General features: G+C 42.6%; 17 protein-coding genes and 1 other annotated feature (1 of these 18 cut by a window edge). Of the genes, 14 read left to right on the top strand and 3 right to left on the bottom strand.

Annotated elements, in window-relative coordinates:
• Positions 1 to 227: a binding site (T-box leader), on the top strand (it extends 10 nt beyond the left edge of the window).
• 51 nt (positions 228 to 278) lie between these two features.
• Positions 279 to 2927 carry a valine--tRNA ligase gene (locus D0463_RS13190; protein ID WP_117307859.1) on the top strand — a complete coding sequence of 883 codons (2649 nt, stop codon included), beginning with the start codon at positions 279 to 281 and terminating at the stop codon, positions 2925 to 2927.
• Between the two features lie 206 nt (positions 2928 to 3133).
• Here D0463_RS13190 and D0463_RS13185 read toward each other — a convergent pair whose 3' ends face one another.
• A complete protein-coding gene (locus D0463_RS13185) occupies positions 3134 to 4003 on the bottom strand; it encodes an ATP-grasp domain-containing protein (RefSeq protein WP_117307858.1) in 870 nt (289 codons plus the stop codon).
• On the bottom strand, positions 3996 to 4898 hold the full coding sequence (locus D0463_RS13180) for an ATP-grasp domain-containing protein (RefSeq protein WP_117307857.1): 903 nt from the start codon (positions 4896 to 4898) through the stop codon (positions 3996 to 3998). The genes D0463_RS13185 and D0463_RS13180 overlap by 8 nt, the downstream gene beginning before the upstream one ends.
• A gap of 97 nt (positions 4899 to 4995) precedes the next feature.
• Between D0463_RS13180 and D0463_RS13175 the strand changes: the two genes are divergently transcribed.
• The 13 genes from D0463_RS13175 (at position 4996) to D0463_RS13120 (ending at position 16962) form a co-directional block, all read left to right on the top strand.
• On the top strand, positions 4996 to 6288 hold the full coding sequence (locus D0463_RS13175) for a bifunctional folylpolyglutamate synthase/dihydrofolate synthase (protein ID WP_117307856.1): 1293 nt from the start codon (positions 4996 to 4998) through the stop codon (positions 6286 to 6288).
• 121 nt (positions 6289 to 6409) lie between these two features.
• The gene (locus D0463_RS19925) at positions 6410 to 6664 is read left to right on the top strand and encodes a hypothetical protein (RefSeq protein ID WP_254052801.1); all 255 of its coding nucleotides are present in this window, start codon (positions 6410 to 6412) and stop codon (positions 6662 to 6664) included.
• A complete protein-coding gene (locus D0463_RS13170; RefSeq protein WP_254052800.1) occupies positions 6655 to 8121 on the top strand; it encodes a sensor domain-containing diguanylate cyclase in 1467 nt (488 codons plus the stop codon). Before D0463_RS19925 ends, D0463_RS13170 begins: the two co-directional genes overlap by 10 nt.
• Before the next feature lie 114 nt (positions 8122 to 8235).
• Entirely contained in the window at positions 8236 to 8982 is a 747-nt protein-coding gene (locus tag D0463_RS13165; RefSeq protein WP_117307855.1) for a prepilin peptidase, read from the top strand.
• A 162-nt stretch (positions 8983 to 9144) separates the two neighbouring features.
• Entirely contained in the window at positions 9145 to 10110 is a 966-nt protein-coding gene (locus D0463_RS13160; protein ID WP_160118434.1) for an SPOR domain-containing protein, read from the top strand.
• A gap of 212 nt (positions 10111 to 10322) precedes the next feature.
• Positions 10323 to 10883 (top strand): Maf family protein, encoded by a 561-nt coding sequence (locus tag D0463_RS13155; RefSeq protein WP_117307853.1) that lies wholly within the window; start codon positions 10323 to 10325, stop codon positions 10881 to 10883.
• 57 nt (positions 10884 to 10940) lie between these two features.
• Entirely contained in the window at positions 10941 to 11615 is a 675-nt protein-coding gene (radC, locus tag D0463_RS13150; RefSeq protein ID WP_117307852.1) for a RadC family protein, read from the top strand.
• A gap of 148 nt (positions 11616 to 11763) precedes the next feature.
• Positions 11764 to 12777 (top strand): rod shape-determining protein, encoded by a 1014-nt coding sequence (locus D0463_RS13145; RefSeq protein WP_117307851.1) that lies wholly within the window; start codon positions 11764 to 11766, stop codon positions 12775 to 12777.
• A 93-nt stretch (positions 12778 to 12870) separates the two neighbouring features.
• Positions 12871 to 13788, top strand: a complete 918-nt coding sequence (gene mreC / locus D0463_RS13140; protein ID WP_117307850.1) for a rod shape-determining protein MreC — start codon at positions 12871 to 12873, stop codon at positions 13786 to 13788.
• Positions 13785 to 14291: a rod shape-determining protein MreD gene (mreD, locus tag D0463_RS13135; RefSeq protein ID WP_117307849.1), complete on the top strand. Its 507-nt coding sequence runs from the start codon at positions 13785 to 13787 to the stop codon at positions 14289 to 14291. Before mreC ends, mreD begins: the two co-directional genes overlap by 4 nt.
• Before the next feature lie 97 nt (positions 14292 to 14388).
• Positions 14389 to 15072, top strand: a complete 684-nt coding sequence (minC, locus tag D0463_RS13130; RefSeq protein ID WP_117307848.1) for a septum site-determining protein MinC — start codon at positions 14389 to 14391, stop codon at positions 15070 to 15072.
• Positions 15073 to 15074: 2 nt separating this feature from the next.
• On the top strand, positions 15075 to 15878 hold the full coding sequence (gene minD, locus D0463_RS13125) for a septum site-determining protein MinD (protein ID WP_117307847.1): 804 nt from the start codon (positions 15075 to 15077) through the stop codon (positions 15876 to 15878).
• A gap of 166 nt (positions 15879 to 16044) precedes the next feature.
• Positions 16045 to 16962 (top strand): nuclease-related domain-containing protein, encoded by a 918-nt coding sequence (locus D0463_RS13120; RefSeq protein WP_254052799.1) that lies wholly within the window; start codon positions 16045 to 16047, stop codon positions 16960 to 16962.
• An 18-nt stretch (positions 16963 to 16980) separates the two neighbouring features.
• Here the strand turns inward: D0463_RS13120 and D0463_RS19455 are convergent.
• Positions 16981 to 17329 (bottom strand): hypothetical protein (locus tag D0463_RS19455; protein ID WP_160118433.1); only part of this gene is annotated, 349 nt, incomplete at its 5' end.

Genomic DNA, 17329 nt, shown 5'->3' with positions numbered 1-17329 from the left:
TGAACAGGAATAGTAAGGTGTTTATACCGCTTTTTAGAGAGGAAACCATTAGCTGCGAGGTTTCTAAGCCGGTACCATCAGAAGTCGCCTGTGAGTTGTTTCTGTGAATGATAAGTAGCAGGAACCGGTAAAGAGCCGTTATTTCATTTGAGAGCCGGGCAAGAATCGTGTTTTGATTCTGATTCGGAAAAAAGGTGGCACCGCGAACAACTTCCTTCGTCCTTTTATGGATCAGGAAGTTTTTTTATTTTCGTCAGACTGATATAGGAGGAAAAAGTATGGAAGAGAAAGAACAAATGCCGACTAAATATGACCCGCAAACCATTGAAAAAGGCCGTTATAAGTGGTGGCTGGATGGGAAATTTTTTGAAGCGAAAAGCGATAAGAAAAAGCAGCCGTATACAATTGTGATTCCTCCTCCAAACGTAACCGGGAAGCTGCATTTGGGCCATGCCTGGGATACGACGTTGCAGGATATTTTAACCCGGATGAAGCGAATGCAGGGGTACGATGTATTATGGCTTCCAGGAATGGACCATGCCGGGATTGCAACACAGGCCAAGGTGGAAGAAAAGCTGCGCAGCGGAGGGAAAAGCCGCTATGACTTAGGCCGTGAGAAATTTCTTGAAGAAACATGGAAATGGAAAGAGGAATATGCAAACCATATCCGTGAACAATGGTCAAAGCTCGGGCTAGGGCTAGATTATTCAAGAGAACGGTTCACGCTCGATGAAGGACTTTCAAAAGCGGTTCGCGAGGTTTTTGTATCTCTTTATAACAAAGGCTTGATCTACCGTGGCGAATACATCATCAACTGGGATCCTTCCACGAAAACGGCTCTGTCTGATATTGAGGTCATCTACAAAGATGTACAGGGAGCCTTCTATCATATGAAATATCCGCTTGCAGATGGATCCGGACATATTGAGATCGCGACGACCCGTCCGGAAACGATGCTTGGCGATACAGCCGTTGCTGTCCATCCTGAGGATGATCGCTACAAGCATCTGATTGGGAAAAACGTCATCCTGCCGATAACGGGAAGAGAAATTCCAATCGTTGGAGACGATTATGTCGATATGGAATTCGGTTCAGGAGCGGTAAAAATCACCCCGGCTCATGACCCTAACGATTTTGAAATCGGCAACCGCCATAACCTCGAGAGAATCCTTGTCATGAATGAAGACGGGACCATGAACGGCAGAGCAGGAAAATACGATGGCATGGACCGGTTCGAATGCCGCAAGCAAATCGTCAAAGACCTGCAGGAGGAAGGCGTCCTCTTTAAGATTGAAGACCATCTTCACTCCGTTGGCCATTCAGAGAGAAGCGGGGCGGTTGTAGAGCCCTATCTTTCAACGCAATGGTTCGTCAAAATGCAGCCTTTGGCCGATGAAGCTGTTGCGCTTCAACAAAAATCAGATAGCGAAAAGGTTCATTTCATACCCGATCGTTTCGAGAAAACCTATTTGCACTGGATGGAAAACATCCGTGATTGGTGTATCTCCCGCCAGCTATGGTGGGGCCACCGGATTCCTGCTTGGTACCATAAAGAAACAGGTGAAATATTTGTTGGTGAGGAAGCGCCTGCAGACATTGAAAACTGGGAACAGGACAACGATGTTTTGGATACATGGTTCAGTTCGGCGCTATGGCCTTTCTCGACAATGGGCTGGCCTGATACGGAATCAACCGATTACAATCGATACTATCCGACTGCAGCCCTTGTAACCGGATATGATATCATCTTTTTCTGGGTATCCCGGATGATTTTCCAAGGACTTGAATTCACTGGTGAACGGCCATTCAAAGATGTGTTGATACACGGGCTTGTCCGTGACGAACAGGGACGTAAGATGAGTAAATCCCTTGGCAACGGCGTCGACCCAATGGAAGTGATCGATCAATACGGTGCCGACTCCTTAAGGTATTTCTTATCGACCGGAAGCTCACCGGGACAGGATTTGCGCTATAGTACGGATAAAGTGGAAGCTGTCTGGAACTTTGCCAACAAGATTTGGAATGCCTCCCGTTTCGCTTTAATGAACATGGAAGGACTCAAGTATGAAGAAATTGATTTATCTGGTGAGAAATCAGTTGCAGATAAATGGATTTTGACTCGCTTAAACGAAACCATTGAAACAGTAACAAGACTTGCCGATAAGTATGAATTTGGAGAAGTCGGCCGTGTGCTTTATAACTTTATCTGGGATGACTTCTGTGACTGGTATATTGAAATGGCGAAGCTTCCGCTCTACGGAGAGGAGGAAGCCGCCAAGAAAACAACCCGCTCCATTCTGGCTTATGTCTTAGATAACACGATGAGATTGCTTCACCCATTCATGCCGTTTATTACCGAGGAAATTTGGCAGAACCTGCCGCATGATGGTGAATCAATTACGACAGCTGCTTGGCCGGCCGTTAACGCCGAACTTACAGATACAGAAGCAGCAGAAGAAATGAAGCTGCTTGTGGAGATTATCCGCTCTGTACGAAATATTCGTGCAGAAGTAAACACGCCGATGAGCAAAAAGATTAAGCTGATTTTGAAAGCGAAGGACGAAGCGACATTAAACAAGTTAAATAAAAACAGCGCCTATATCGAGCGCTTCTGTAATCCAGAAGAATTAACAATCGGTATAGAAGTCGAAGAGCCGGGACAGGCCATGACAGCTGTCGTAACCGGGGTCGAGCTGATTCTTCCGCTCCAGGGCTTAATCAATATCGATGAAGAAATCAACCGTCTCGAAAAAGAACTCGATAAACTGAACAAAGAAGTAGATCGCGTTCAGAAAAAACTAGGCAACGAAGGCTTTGTAAAAAAAGCTCCTGCCAATGTGATTGAAGAAGAACGTGCAAAAGAAAAGGATTACAGCGAAAAACGTGATGCCGTAATCCGCAGAATCAGTGAATTGAAGCAGATGTAATAGAGAAAGGATGAACCGGTTTGCGGTTCATCCTTTTTTAGATGGATTTTAATCGGTTTGGGTAATGAGCGGAGCTCTTTTTTGATTTATGAGCGGTGATCAGAATATACGAGCGGTGATCAGAATATACGAGCGGTAATCAGAATATACGAGCGGTAACCGGGATTTACGAGCGATTACCAGAATATACGAGCGATCTCCAAAATTCACGAGCGATTCCGCTCCATCGTCATTTCTTTTTTGATATGTAACATATATTCCCGGACGATATTTATCTTTGATAGAGCACTCAACGTCCTGCTTCCGACGATATCCTCGATTTCGTTTAACCAAAAGCTGCCTTCCTCTGAAAATACAAAATCAATGCCAACCATGCCAAAATCAATAGTGTTGATAATCTTTTCAATCAGGTCTTTTTCCTGATCTGATAGCTTATACAGCGAAGCGCTGCCTCCGAGGGTGAAGTTTGCTTTGAAATCTGTTTGTGACTGTCTTAAAACCGCAGCGATTATTTTTTTGCCAACAACAAAAACCCGGACATCTTTCCCAAGCACGGCAGGTTTTTGAATGATCCATTGACCTGGCGTCCCTTTTAATACGCCTTCATCCGCTTCGTTTTCAATGAGAAATACCTGTTTTCCGCCACGAGCAGAGACTTCCTTCGCGATGTAAGGATACTGCAATGGAACATCATTATAGGTAAAGGTATTTCCCGGGCAGTAAAGGGTATCGGTCATTGGAATGCCAAGCGTCGCCATATATTGATGGGTTTTTGCTTTGTTGTTACATATTTCGGAAACTAATGACGTATTAAAGCATTTTATCCCGAGCAACTCCAGTTGTCTGGTGAATAGGGGATCGATCGTCCGGACGATGGCGAAGGAAGGCAAATCCACCGTTTTTCCTTGATGAAAAATCGCCAGTTTCGAATCACAATGTCCGAGAGCAAAGTCTTCACGGAAACAGAGTATCAAGTTCATATCTAACTGCTTTGCCTCCTCAATCATCCATTGGATATAAGATTGATTCCGTGCAGCGTCTTCAGAAGAATATATCAGCCAGCCACTCTCATTCATTTCGTTTCACCGCCTCTTTTTGCAAGATGTAATCGATCATATAATCGGCAACGTTAACACCCGTACATTCATAGATATTTAACAAATGCGAATTCGAATTAACTTCACAAAGCAATGGACCGTTCTCTCCAAACAATAAATCGATTCCCGCAAAATCGACTCCAAGGATGTCCGCACATGTAACGGCGAGTTCGATTTCTTCAGGAGTCGGGGTATACGCTAGCATTTTTCCTCCATTCGTTACGTTTGCGCGAAAATCAGTTTCAGAGGTTCGGAGCATCGAAGCAACAACCTTACCCCCAACCACATTGAGACGGATATCCTTGCCCTTGCTGCTTTTCACAAACTCCTGCAGGATAAACGGTTTATGGGCGATCCTTTTTACCAATTCTATTAATTCGGTTTCGTTCCGAGCAAGATAAACCTGCTCACCGAAGGAGCCATATGCTTCTTTAATGACCAACGGATACCCGAGGTATTTTCCGATATTCTTAAATGCCTGAAAGTCCTCCCGCTTGATGCCTTCGTATGTAAAAGGCGGGAATACGGTTCTCGGCATTGGAATCCCGTGGTTAGCGAGAGCTTGATGTGTTTTGGCCTTGCTGTCACAGATTTCGATAGAAGCACTACCGTTATAGACAGGAATGCCCATCATCTCCAAGTGACGCGCCAATTGAATATCCTTATCCATGAACATGATAAAATCAGGAAGCGAATCGGAGAAGCTTCCTTTTAATCTTGGTATTCCATTATCAAGCACAGCGATTAATTCCGTATGGCGGACGATGCTGGTCGAAACGTTTTTTCTCTCTGCGGCATCTTTCATAAAAATCGCCAGATCGGAGAATTTTTTTTGTTGCAAATAGCCGTTGACGACGATCCAACAACCACTCATACTGGAACACTTCCTCTGTTAGGTAAATAGGGTACATATAGATGATATAATTGTATAGGATATTTCGAAACAAAGTAAGTTGTTTGGGGGCATTTATATGAAAAAAGAGACGATGGCTGAAATAAATGAGTACATGCAGAACAGGCAGCTTCAATTGGGAATGGATTTCGGACTTACGCGAATGGAAACGCTTCTCACCTGCTTGGACAATCCGCACCACCATATGAAATTCATACATATCGCAGGCACGAACGGAAAAGGTTCGACCTTGAATTATCTGAAGGAAATTCTGCAAGCGGAAGGAATACGTACCGGGGCGTTCACTTCTCCGTACTTAGAATCGGTAAATGAACAGCTTGCGGTCAACCAATCGATAATCAGTGACCGGGAATTCATTTCACTTTTTAATCAAGTACATAAAGCGGTTAAAGTAATGGATAGGTCGGGAAATGGTCCGACTCACTTCGAAATACTTACGGCGATGGCTTTTTTATATTTTAAACAAAAAGAAGCTGATATTGTTTTGCTTGAAACAGGACTTGGAGGCAGGCTCGATTCAACCAATGTGGTGACTCCAGTGCTATCGATCATTACTTCGATCTCTTTAGAGCATACGGATATTCTTGGCCATTCAATCGATGCGATAGCGAGAGAAAAGGCGGGAATCATCAAAAGGGGGGTACCGGTGATAAGCGGCGCAGCAGAACAAGCCATACAGGATAAGGCTGCGGCTGAAAATGCCAAACTCTATCAGTTGAATAAGGATTTTTTCATAGAAAATCTAAGCAGTGAAGGAAGCATGCAGAAATTTTCCTACCGCTCAGGAACATACAAGCTTGATGAAATCGAGCTTTCGATGTTGGGCAAGCACCAAGCAGAAAACGCATCCCTCGCTGTAACGGCGATCTTGCTAATAAATGAACGACAGGAGTATTCAATCCATGAAGAAAGCATCCGACATGGATTGCGTCATGCAGTGTGGGGTGCCCGTTTAGAGCTGGTCTCAAAGCAGCAGCCATTCATTTTATTGGATGGCGCACACAATCCCGCTGGCATATCGGCATTAATAGAAACACTTCAACATTCCTTTCCGGGTAAAACATACCGTTTTATTTTCGCTGCGCTAAAAGATAAAAACTATCAGGAAATGATATCCACTCTCGACCAAAAGGCTCACAGTATTATTTTTACCGAATTTCCGCACGAACGTGCCGCCGCTGCGGAGTTGCTCTATGAATGCAGCAAGACGGAAAATATAAGGGTGACGAAGGATTGGCAAAAGGCAATTGATGATTCTTTGGGAAATGCTACGGATAATGAAGTCTTGATCATAACTGGTTCACTTTATTTTCTATCGTTGGTAAGGCCATATTTGAATAAAAAATATTAAAATAAACTTAAGCATTCAGTGTGACAAATTTGAGAATATTTGCTAAAATTATCTCGAATGCAGACTTTTTTACTAGATTTATTTATATGATATAGGAAATAAGTTGGAGAGGGGGAATGTAATGGAGGTCAAAAAGCATAAACGGATAGGAGTTTGGCTATTATGGCTATTGATTGTTCCTGGGGGGATCATGCTGACTTTTCATTATGATCCTCCACACATCAACGGTGATGAATGGGACATTTTCGCCTTCCTTGTTTTAATGTGCACCCTGGCGTTAATTCCAATGATCATTAATAATACGCCGATCTCAGCTGTGCAGGGAGTGTCACTTGCGGTCTCCTCATATATGGCTTGTCCGTTGAAATGGTACTGACTCAAATTTCCTTCATCTTCATGCTGCTGATGCTGAGACTTAGACGGGATGAAATTTACCGTCTGCCGCTTAATTCGCTGATTTTTTTCTTGGTTTGCCTGGTAAGTGGTCTCATTTACTATGCAATCGGTGGAACACATGACTATAGTACTGTAGTTCAGCCGGCCAATCTATGGATGATTATCGTCTATCTCTTCTCTTATTATATCTTGAATACTATCTTTGTGTTAACAGCTAGATATTTTTTAATAAATCAGAAACCTCAATTCTTTACCAAAGATGCCATATGGGATTTGGCTTCTTCTTTAATCGTACTTCCTATCGGCATTATTTTATTTGATTTGTACCAGCAACTGGGGTACCTTGCGATCTTGTTTGGCGGGGTTCCTTTAATAGGCATCGCTTTCGTCATGAGACTCTATAACTCTTCGCAGGAAATCAACAGGAGACTAAGAAAAGCCAGTGAAATTGGACATCAGCTTACCCAAAGGCTGCAGGTTGAGGAAGTTCTTCATCTTTTTGTCGAGAAGATTTCAGCGATCCTCCCCTCAGAACAAACATACATTTTCGATGTTTTTAATAAGGAGAATAAAATTCATCTCCTTCGTTATGCTGAGCAAGGGATCGAAAAGGAAAAAGAAATACAGCCGTTTCCAATTAATGCAGGAATATGCGGGTTTGTGCGGATAACCAAACAGGGAATTATCTATAACTCCAAGAAAGAATGGAAACATCTTGATAGAGGAGGTTTCCTGCCCAAAACAACACAAAGTGTCCTGGCTGTCCCGATTGTCCGTAATTCCCTCGTCGTAGGTGTATTAATCCTGGCGTCAGAAAAAAAACGGGCATATGAGCAATATCAATTGATGATTATGAATATTTTGTGTTCCTATTTAGGGGTGGCGATAGAAAATGCCCGTCATGTAGAAGAAACAAAAAAACAAAGTGAACGCTGTGCTTTGACTAATCTCTATAATTATCGATATTTCGAATCAGCGATTGAGGAAGAATTTAATAAGGAATATAGCCATCTTTCATTAATTCTTCTAGACATCGATCATTTTAAATCGATCAATGATACATATGGACATCAGGCAGGAAATGAAATCTTGATCGAGCTGGCCAGGAGCCTAGAGCTATTAATTTCAAATAAAGGAGTCCTTGCCCGTTATGGAGGGGAAGAGTTTGTGATTCTCTTGTCCAAGGTTGATAAGGCGGAAGCTTATGACTTTGCTGAATTTATCAGGAAATCCATCGAGATCCAGCCCTTTTCCGTTCACTCAGATTTAGATGAACTCCGCAGTAAGATTCTTATTCCTATTACTGCAAGCATTGGTGTTGCATCAGCGCCCGATGACGCAGAAGATGCGCAAACGTTAATTCGCCACGCAGACCGGGCCATGTACACCGGAGCTAAGCAAGCGGGCAGGAATAAAGTTGCCGAATATGTAGGATGACAAGACAAAAGCTTACTTTTCCGTAGATTAGGATAAAAATTGGTATTTTATAGAAATTGATAGAAAAATATTGTATGATGAGTCTATTAAAACGGTAAAGGAACCTACTATTCTATGACTCTTATTTATCTGTATTTATTCATACTAGGTCTTGTGTTGGGGTCTTTTTATAATGTCGTTGGTCTGCGGGTGCCGGAAAATGTCTCGATCGTGAGGCCTGGGTCACATTGTCCGGCATGCCATAGAAATTTGGGGAAATTGGATTTGATACCGTTTTTTTCTTATCTCTTCCTTCGTGGAAAGTGCCGAGGCTGCGGCAAAAAGATTTCCATGATTTATCCTGCTGTCGAACTTGTGACCGGATTATTGTTCATGGTGGCTTGCTATCAGTTCGGACTGGGCGGAGAATTGGTAGTTGCGCTCACTCTTATTTCGCTTTTGATGATTATTTTTGTATCGGATGTCTTCTACATGGTTATCCCAGATAAAGTGCTTTTGTTTTTTATTCCCCTTATTCTTCTTGAGAGAATATTTGTGTCCTTGGTTCCATGGTGGGATATGTTCGCCGGCGCTTTAATGGGTTTTGCGCTTCTATACCTGCTCGTGATCATAAGCAAGGGTGGAATGGGTGTGGGGGATGCTAAACTATTTTTTGTTATCGGTCTAGTGCTCGGTCTGAAATTGACGCTTTTGTCTCTCGTTGTAGCGATATTTATAGGAGCTGCTTATGGCATTTTCGGCCTGGCCGTGGGCAAATTCAAGAAAAAACAAGCCATTCCGTTTGGGCCTTTCATCGCTGCTGGCGCTTTTGTCTCTCTATTTTATGGAGATGCTTTAATCAATTGGTATATAAGCATGTGAGGTAGTGAAATCAATGTCAAAGTTAGAATCTCAGGTATAAGACGAATATTCCCGCTAGAAAAATTTGACGAAACCTATTGAGAACAAGGCGACAAAAGTCTTGTTCTTTTTTTTTGCCCCTATGATAGGATGAGGAAAATGAGGTCGAAGGGAGCCTGTACGATGGACAAGTCCGGCAACAGAAAAAGTATTACAATCAAGATCAATGGACAGGAAAAAACATTCGAGGAAAACAAGAAAGACAGGCTCAATCCGGAGAATCAACTCGCTGCAACAAGGGAGAAGGCTGAGGAAGAAAGTTTTGATTGGATATTAGCTGATCATGATGATGAAAAAAGAAACGAAATAATAAACCCTGTTCCGTTAAAAAAAAGCAAAGCACTGATAGATTTCAGTGGAAACACAAAAAATAGGCTCAGCCTGATTGCCATACTTTCCGCGATTCTTTTGGGGACATGCTTTGGCGTTATAATCTTAAAAACGATCACTACTGATGACGGAACAACCGCTACTGAAAAAGCTCCGGCGTCCCTTGCTCCTAAGGAAACGCAATCCGCAGAAAGTGTAAATACAAACCTCAAAACATACATGGTCCAAGGAGGGGTATTCAGTACGGAGAGCAGCGCCCGGGCGCTTCAGAAAAATATTAAACAAAAAGGCGTGCCAGCAGAAATTTTCGCATTGGACGGGAAGTATTACATATTTGTGGGAACGGCCGGAAGCCTGGAGGAAAGTAAGGGACTCGCTTCTTATCATAAGCAAAACCAAGTCGATGCTTTCTGGAAGGAAGTATCGTTTTCAACTGCGATTAAGGGTGGTGAAAAAGAAAGAGAACTTCTGAACGAAATGTCCACGCTCTACGGCACATTGTCGCAGTTTACCTCTGGTCTTTTGAATGGTTCCGTATCCACGTGGGACCAAGAGGTTCTCAACAAGCAAGTAAAGGCGGTTAACAACAGTTCCGAAAACGTATCAGCAGAAGCACTTGTTACTATGAAAAAGAATATCTCTTCAGCAGCGGAGCTTCTCAATAAATATAAATCTTCAAAAGATCCTGAGCAGTTAGTCCTAGCCCAGGAACAGCTTCTGCTATACTTGAAGGGCTATCAAAGCATCGGAGGCAACTGATTGTCAGGAGATGTTTATTTTCCGGGAAATAACTCGTGTATTGTCGAAAAAAGAATGTGTGGTATACATGATTTAGGTATAAAAGTCATGTGATATCACAGATTCTTTTTTTTATAGAGAAATATCTTGTCAAAGATTGTTAGTTCTTCTGTAATTTGTTACTATAAGTGTGTATCTCCCAAAACGGCTTTTAGTGAGGTAAGGTGGAATTCATGTATCGGTTGATATTAGCTTCTTCATCACCGCGTCGTAAGGAACTTCTCCAATTTCTCCAAATTCCCTTTCAAACGATTCACGTAAATGTTGATGAAAGCATTGAGCCTGCTTTGACTGCCGAAGAGGCTGTCAAAGATCTGGCATTAAGAAAAGCAACGAATATCGCAACTGAACATAAAGAAAGCTGTGTCATCGGCTCAGACACAGTCGTTGCGGTTGACGGCGGAATTTTAGGAAAGCCTGTTGACCGTGCAGATGCAAAGAAAACGTTGGAAATGCTTTCAGGAAAAACACACTCTGTGTATACGGGTGTGGCAATCATCAGTGATAAAGACAGAACCGTTTTCGCAGAAAAAACGGATGTAACGTTTTGGGAGCTGTCTGACGAGGATATTGAGGCCTATCTCGAAACTGGAGAACCATTTGACAAAGCGGGCAGCTATGGTATACAGGGATACGGTTCACTTCTTGTGAAGGGAATCACTGGTGATTATTATACGGTAATGGGCCTTCCGGTAGCCAGGCTATCACGTGAATTAAAGCGTCATATGATGTAGGGTTTCTCTTCAGGCGGCATTCTTTCCATATAAAAAGTATGAGAGGATGTTGGATCAATGCTAATTCGTGACGTTCCGAAAGAAGAAAGACCCCGGGAACGATTTTTACAGGAGGGAGCCAGAAGCCTTTCTACCCAGGAACTGCTTGCGCTCCTGCTTAGGACCGGAACCAAGGATGAATCAGTCATTCAGCTGGCGAACCGGTTAATCAGCACATTTGAAGGATTACGGCTGTTAAAGGATGCTTCCATTGAAGAAATCACGGCGATTAAAGGAATCGGAGAAGCCAAGGCGATTCAGATTCTCGCATCCGTGGAACTTGGCAGAAGAGTCAGCAGTTTAAATTACAATGATCGCTATGTGATTCGTTCTCCCCAAGATTGTGCAAACTATTGCATGGAAGAAATGCGGTTTTTATCCCAAGAGCATTTTGTTTGCTTGTATTTAAATACAAAGAACCAAGTGCTGCATAGGAAAACTATTTTTATCGGCAGCTTGAATGCCTCTATCGTGCATCCTCGCGAGGTATTTAAAGAAGCTTTTCGCCGTTCGGCGGCCTCTATCATTTGTCTTCATAACCACCCCTCAGGAGACCCCACTCCAAGCAGAGAAGATATCGAAGTAACGAAAAGGCTAGCTGAGTGCGGTAAAATAATTGGCATAGACCTGCTCGACCATGTTATCATCGGTGAGCAAAAGTATGTCAGTCTAAAGGAAAAAGGTTATTTATGACACTACCAAAAACTTTGACGATGCGATATAATAATGTTTATGATTTTTGGGGGAAATCTTTTTAAAGTCTTCTGTTCTGGAAAGAATGTCTGGATATTAAATTGAATTCTTACTATAAAAGCAATCGTTATGAAAGGGAGATACCAGAATGTTGGGAATTGGCACTAGAGATATTGGAATTGACTTAGGGACAGCAAATACGCTCGTTTATGTAAAAGGGAAAGGCATCGTTGTGAGGGAGCCATCCGTAGTGGCGTTCCAAACGGATACTAAAAGCATTGTAGCTGTCGGGAATGATGCAAAGAATATGATCGGCCGTACACCGGGAAATGTGGTTGCATTGCGTCCAATGAAAGATGGAGTCATTGCTGATTACGAAACAACAGCAACGATGATGAAATATTACATGAAGCAAGCCCAGAACAAAGGCGTTTTTGCCCGTAAGCCTTATGTAATGGTCTGCGTGCCATCTGGAATCACTGCTGTAGAAGAACGAGCTGTCATTGACGCGACAAGACAGGCGGGTGCACGTGATGCTTACACGATCGAGGAACCGTTTGCTGCGGCAATTGGTGCGGATCTTCCAGTTTGGGAACCTACAGGAAGCATGGTCGTTGATATCGGAGGCGGAACAACTGAAGTGGCCATCATTTCACTTGGCGGTATTGTTACAAGCCAGTCCATCCGCATTGCCGGCGATGAAATGGATGATGCCATCATTAGCTATATCCGCAAAAATTATAACCTGATGATCGGTGACCGTACGGCAGAAAACATCAAGGTTGAAATCGGTTCTGCAGGAGTCAATGAAGGAATCGGCAGTATGGAAATTCGCGGACGTGACTTGCTTACAGGACTTCCAAAAACGATTGAAGTCTCGGCTGAAGAAATTTCAAGAGCGCTTCATGACACAGTATCTGCGATTATCGATTCCGTGAAGAACACTTTGGAAAAAACTCCGCCTGAACTGGCGTCCGATATTATGGACCGTGGCATTGTTTTAACCGGAGGCGGTGCTTTGCTGCGTAATTTGGACAAAGTCATCAGTGAAGAAACGAATATGCCTGTCCTGATTGCGGAAAACCCGCTCGATTGTGTTGCGATCGGAACAGGAAAAGCATTAGACCATATTCATTTGTTCAAGAATAAAGCAACAAAATAATCTTGTAACGGGGACTCCTTTGGGGTATCCCCGTTTATAGCTATGTCCAATTCATTTAAGAACCAACTCAGGAAATAGATAGAGGTGAAAACCATGCCACAGTTTTTCAATAAAAGATTAATATTATTGCTAGTAGGTATAATCGTGCTCGTGGCATTGATCGGGTTTTCGTTAAGAGAGAGGGAAGAGTTATCCTGGCCGGAACAATTTTTGAAAGATACAACCGGCTGGTTTCAAAATGCTTTTCATAAGCCCGTATCATCAGTGACGGGGTTTGTTGAAAATCTGAGTGATCTTCAAGATACACATGAAGAAAATAAAAAGCTGAAATCCCGATTAGACGAATATGTCAAATTAAAGACAGAGGTTCAGGACCTTAAGAAAGAAAACGAGGATATGCGAAAAATCCTTGATAAGGAAGACGACGATCTTAGGGAAGGTACACATATTCAAGCTACTGTCATCGGACGAAACCCGGCTCGCTGGAACGAAATGATTACAATCAATAAGGGAACTTTGCACGGAGTGGAGCCGAATATGGCTGTTGAAACATCACAAGGCATAATCGGTAAGATAAAAAGCAGTAATAAATTCACGTCATCCGTTCAGCTGTTAAGTTCGATTGATCCGACTAACCGCGTTTCCGCAGTCATCCAGGGCGATGAGGATGCCTACGGAGTAATAGAAGGGTATGATAAGAAAACACAAAACTTACTCTTAAAACGTATTCCGTATGATAAAAAAATTAAAAAGAATTCCAACGTCATTACCTCTGGATATGGCGGCGTATTCCCAAGAGGCCTTGTTGTCGGAAAAGTCATCGAAGTGAAGCCCGATCAATTTGGTTTAAATCAAACCGCTTATATCGAGCCTGCGACAGATTTCTATGATATTAGAAATGTGATCATTGTAAAACGTACTATTCCACAGGCAGAAGAAGATCAACTAGAAGAAGATCCGCTTGAAGAAGAACTGCCTGCTGAGGGGCAGGAGGGGGATGATGGACAGTGAGCCGCTTCGCCCTTCCTTTGATTGCTTTTCTGTTTTTTATTTTTGAAAGCATTTTCGCCAATATTTTTTCAGGAAGCGAACTGATTTTCGTTCCCCGTTTTATTGTGCTGTTTATTGCTTTTTTAACCATTTATGGCTCTAAGAAGTCGGGTGTTTTATACGGGTTTATTTTAGGGATCGGTTATGATGTCGTCTATACGGAAATATTAGGGATTTATACATTTTTATTGCCGGTGCTGGCATACTTGATTTCTAAGGCGATGAATGTGCTGCAGTCGAATTTATTGATCGCGATTATGGTTTCGGTCTTTTTCGTTGGTATTCTCGAAGTGGTTGATTATCAAATGAATGTGTTGATTGGTTTTGCACAGATGAGCTATCCGGAGTTTGCTCAAATAAGACTCCTGCCCACATTGTTGCTTAACCTGGGTATCGTCATCATTATTTCATACCCTTTAAGATTATTGATAGAGAAATACGAAATAGAAATGGACAACGATTAAATGGAAAGATTTTTTCTTTCTCTTTTTCATTACACGAGAAAAAGGAAATTTGTTTCGCGATGTCGAATTATATTTTCATTGAGGTGAAACTGGCGCCATGAATAAAAGAAGTCAACAAAATGTAATGATAAAAGGCACAAAAGACGGGCTGACGTTGCATCTCGATGATTCCTGTTCCTTTTCAGAGTTGTTAAAAGAGCTAGAAAAAAAGCTTTCCGCCAACTATCAATTCCAGGAAAGCGACCCGTTAATCGCAGTAAAAGTACATACTGGCAACAGATATTTATCAAAGGAACAAAGAGAAAAGATAAAAGACTTGATCCGCCAAAAAAAGAAACTCGTTGTCGATGACATCCTTTCCAATGTCATGACCGTGGATGCGGCTAAGCAATGGAAGGAAGAAAACCAAATCACGACTGCCGTGACAATTGTCCGGTCCGGCCAGGTTTTTAAGGTAGAGGGTGATCTTTTACTGATAGGCGACGTTAACCCCGGGGGTACCGTCGTTGCCGGGGGCAATATTTATATCATGGGAGTTTTAAAAGGCATCGCCCATGCCGGAGTGAGTGGAAACAATGGAGCCGTCATTGCAGCTTCTGTCATGAAACCGGCACAGCTGCGAATCAACGATATCGTCAATCGCGCCCCTGATAGCTACACAGAGGACGGACATGACATGGAATGCGCGTATATTGATGAAAACCATCAGGTTATCGTTGAAAAATTGCGAGTTCTGAAGAAACATAGACCTGATTTAAATAGATTAGAAGGGGGACTCTAATTGTGGGAGAGGCAATAGTTATTACTTCCGGCAAAGGTGGAGTGGGCAAGACAACTACTACTGCCAACTTGGGAATATCCTTGGCCATTTTTGGTAAAAAGGTATGCTTAATCGACACGGATATCGGTCTGCGCAATTTAGATGTTGTCATGGGTCTAGAAAATCGGATTATCTACGATTTAGTGGATGTAGTAGAGGAGCGATGCAAGATTCATCAGGCTCTTGTCAAAGATAAACGATTCGATGACTTGCTATACTTGCTGCCGGCCGCCCAGACAAGCGATAAATCTGCGGTTAATCCCAGTCAGATGAAGAAACTTGTCGAGGAATTAAAGCAGGACTATGATTATATCCTCATTGACTGCCCTGCCGGAATTGAACAAGGCTTCAAGAATGCAATCGCAGGAGCTGACAGAGCGATTGTTGTGACTACTCCTGAAACATCTGCAGTACGGGACGCAGATCGGATCATCGGCTTGCTCGAAAAAGAGGAAGACATAGAGCAGCCTAAACTAGTCATCAACCGAATCCGCAGCCACATGCTCAAAAACGGAGAAATGCTCGACATTGACGAAATCACCGCCCATCTTTCCATTGATTTAATCGGCGTCGTGGTCGACGATGACCAAGTCATCATGGCATCCAACCACGGAGAGCCCATTGCACTCGACCCAAATAACCGCGCATCGATCGCCTATCGTGACATTGCCAGAAGGATTCTCGGGGAATCCATCCCGCTCAAGCCTCTGGAAGACGAGCCAAAAGGATTCGTAGCCAAAATTAAAGCGATGTTTAGCGGACAATAAGAGTGAAGAGGGTGCATTCCTTTGGGGTGTGCTCTTTTTTGTGGAAATTTGTTGATACATGCAGGATTTTTTATGATTGTACAGAACATCTAATTAACCATGAAAGGAGTGATAGATTGATTGCCAAAAAAGAGAGATTCCATTAAGAATTCAGGTGAATGAAGCATTGCTGCGCCGTCTTCTGCAAAACCATCCGAAACGAATTGCCGTGAAAGAAGATTTGTCCAAACGGAAAGTTGGATTTCAGGGCGAAGAAAATGTAGACTTTCATTTAAAATTCCTCGCCCCGAATTATTACTCCATTTTCCACGATCTGCGGTTACAAAATGGGCAAGGTCATTTTCAAATCGATACGCTGCTTTTATCCCGAAAATTTGCCCTCATAATCGAAGTCAAAAATCTCTATGGCACTTTATTCTTCGACAAACATTTCAATCAAATGATCCGAATTGCGAACAACAAAGAAGAAGGATTTCCAAACCCAGTCATGCAAGTGGCCAGGCAAAAAATGCAGCTTCAAAAATGGATGGCTGAACAGCATTTGCCCACCATACCTATCGAATATTTAGTTGCCATAAATGATTCGAGAACACTGATCAAAACGGATAATGAGAATTCGGACATTCTGGAAGTCGTTTGCCATGCTGATCATTTAATAAACAGGATAGCTACTATCCAAGAAAAGATCACGAAAGAAAAATATAAACCAAATGAGGTGCGCACACTCACCAATCTTCTAATTGCAAAACACAAGCCTAGATCAGAAGACATCAAGCAATTATACGGGATTCATAAGACTGAGTTAATCACCGGGGTCCAATGCCCGATTTGCAAAATTAGCGCGATGGAGCGGAAATCCGGCAAGTGGTATTGCAAAGCCTGTCAAGCCAAATCCAAAGACGCACACTATCAAGCAATTGAAGATTATTTTCTCTTGATCAATCCAACGATAACAAATCCACAACTTCGTTGGTTTCTGAATATTTCCTCGAAATACGTCGCCTCCAAATTATTATCCACGCTTAATCTTCCATTTACAGGTGAAGGGAAAGGAAGAGTATATTTTCAGGCACCCCTGAAGTAGGGAAACAAAAAATCGAAGTTACTGTTTTCTACTACAAAAAAAGTCCAGGCAACAAAAATAAAATTCCGTCAACGAAAGTCCCTGTTCCGGCAACAAAACGAGAAAAGCGGCAACGAAAACGGAAGTTCCGGCAACAAAAAAGGTCTTGGCAACAAAAATAAAATTCAGGCAACGAAAGTCCCTGTTCTGGCAACAAAACGAGAAAAGCAGCAACGAAAACGGAAGTTCCGTCAACAAAAAGAGGTCTTGGCAACAAAAATAAAATTCCGGCAACAAAAGTCCCTGTTCTGGCAACAAAACGAGAAAAGCAGCAACGAAAACGGAAGTTCCGTCAACAAAAAGAGGTCTTGGCAACAAAAATAAAATT

Source organism: Bacillus sp. V59.32b, from assembly GCF_003429085.1.
Taxonomy (GTDB): domain Bacteria; phylum Bacillota; class Bacilli; order Bacillales; family DSM-1321; genus Peribacillus.
This window is presented reverse-complemented; position numbering and strand designations above follow the sequence as displayed.

Excerpts from the sequence above, each read along its gene's own strand:
- D0463_RS13190 (WP_117307859.1), top strand. The coding sequence starts at position 279 with ATGGAAGAGAAAGAACAAATGCCGACTAAATATGACCCGCAAACCATT.
- D0463_RS13185 (WP_117307858.1), bottom strand. The coding sequence starts at position 4,003 with ATGAATGAGAGTGGCTGGCTGATATATTCTTCTGAAGACGCTGCACGG.
- D0463_RS13180 (WP_117307857.1), bottom strand. The coding sequence starts at position 4,898 with ATGAGTGGTTGTTGGATCGTCGTCAACGGCTATTTGCAACAAAAAAAA.
- D0463_RS13175 (WP_117307856.1), top strand. The coding sequence starts at position 4,996 with ATGAAAAAAGAGACGATGGCTGAAATAAATGAGTACATGCAGAACAGG.
- D0463_RS19925 (WP_254052801.1), top strand. The coding sequence starts at position 6,410 with ATGGAGGTCAAAAAGCATAAACGGATAGGAGTTTGGCTATTATGGCTA.
- D0463_RS13170 (WP_254052800.1), top strand. The coding sequence starts at position 6,655 with ATGGTACTGACTCAAATTTCCTTCATCTTCATGCTGCTGATGCTGAGA.
- D0463_RS13165 (WP_117307855.1), top strand. The coding sequence starts at position 8,236 with ATGACTCTTATTTATCTGTATTTATTCATACTAGGTCTTGTGTTGGGG.
- D0463_RS13160 (WP_160118434.1), top strand. The coding sequence starts at position 9,145 with ATGGACAAGTCCGGCAACAGAAAAAGTATTACAATCAAGATCAATGGA.
- D0463_RS13155 (WP_117307853.1), top strand. The coding sequence starts at position 10,323 with ATGTATCGGTTGATATTAGCTTCTTCATCACCGCGTCGTAAGGAACTT.
- radC (WP_117307852.1), top strand. The coding sequence starts at position 10,941 with ATGCTAATTCGTGACGTTCCGAAAGAAGAAAGACCCCGGGAACGATTT.
- D0463_RS13145 (WP_117307851.1), top strand. The coding sequence starts at position 11,764 with ATGTTGGGAATTGGCACTAGAGATATTGGAATTGACTTAGGGACAGCA.
- mreC (WP_117307850.1), top strand. The coding sequence starts at position 12,871 with ATGCCACAGTTTTTCAATAAAAGATTAATATTATTGCTAGTAGGTATA.
- minC (WP_117307848.1), top strand. The coding sequence starts at position 14,389 with ATGAATAAAAGAAGTCAACAAAATGTAATGATAAAAGGCACAAAAGAC.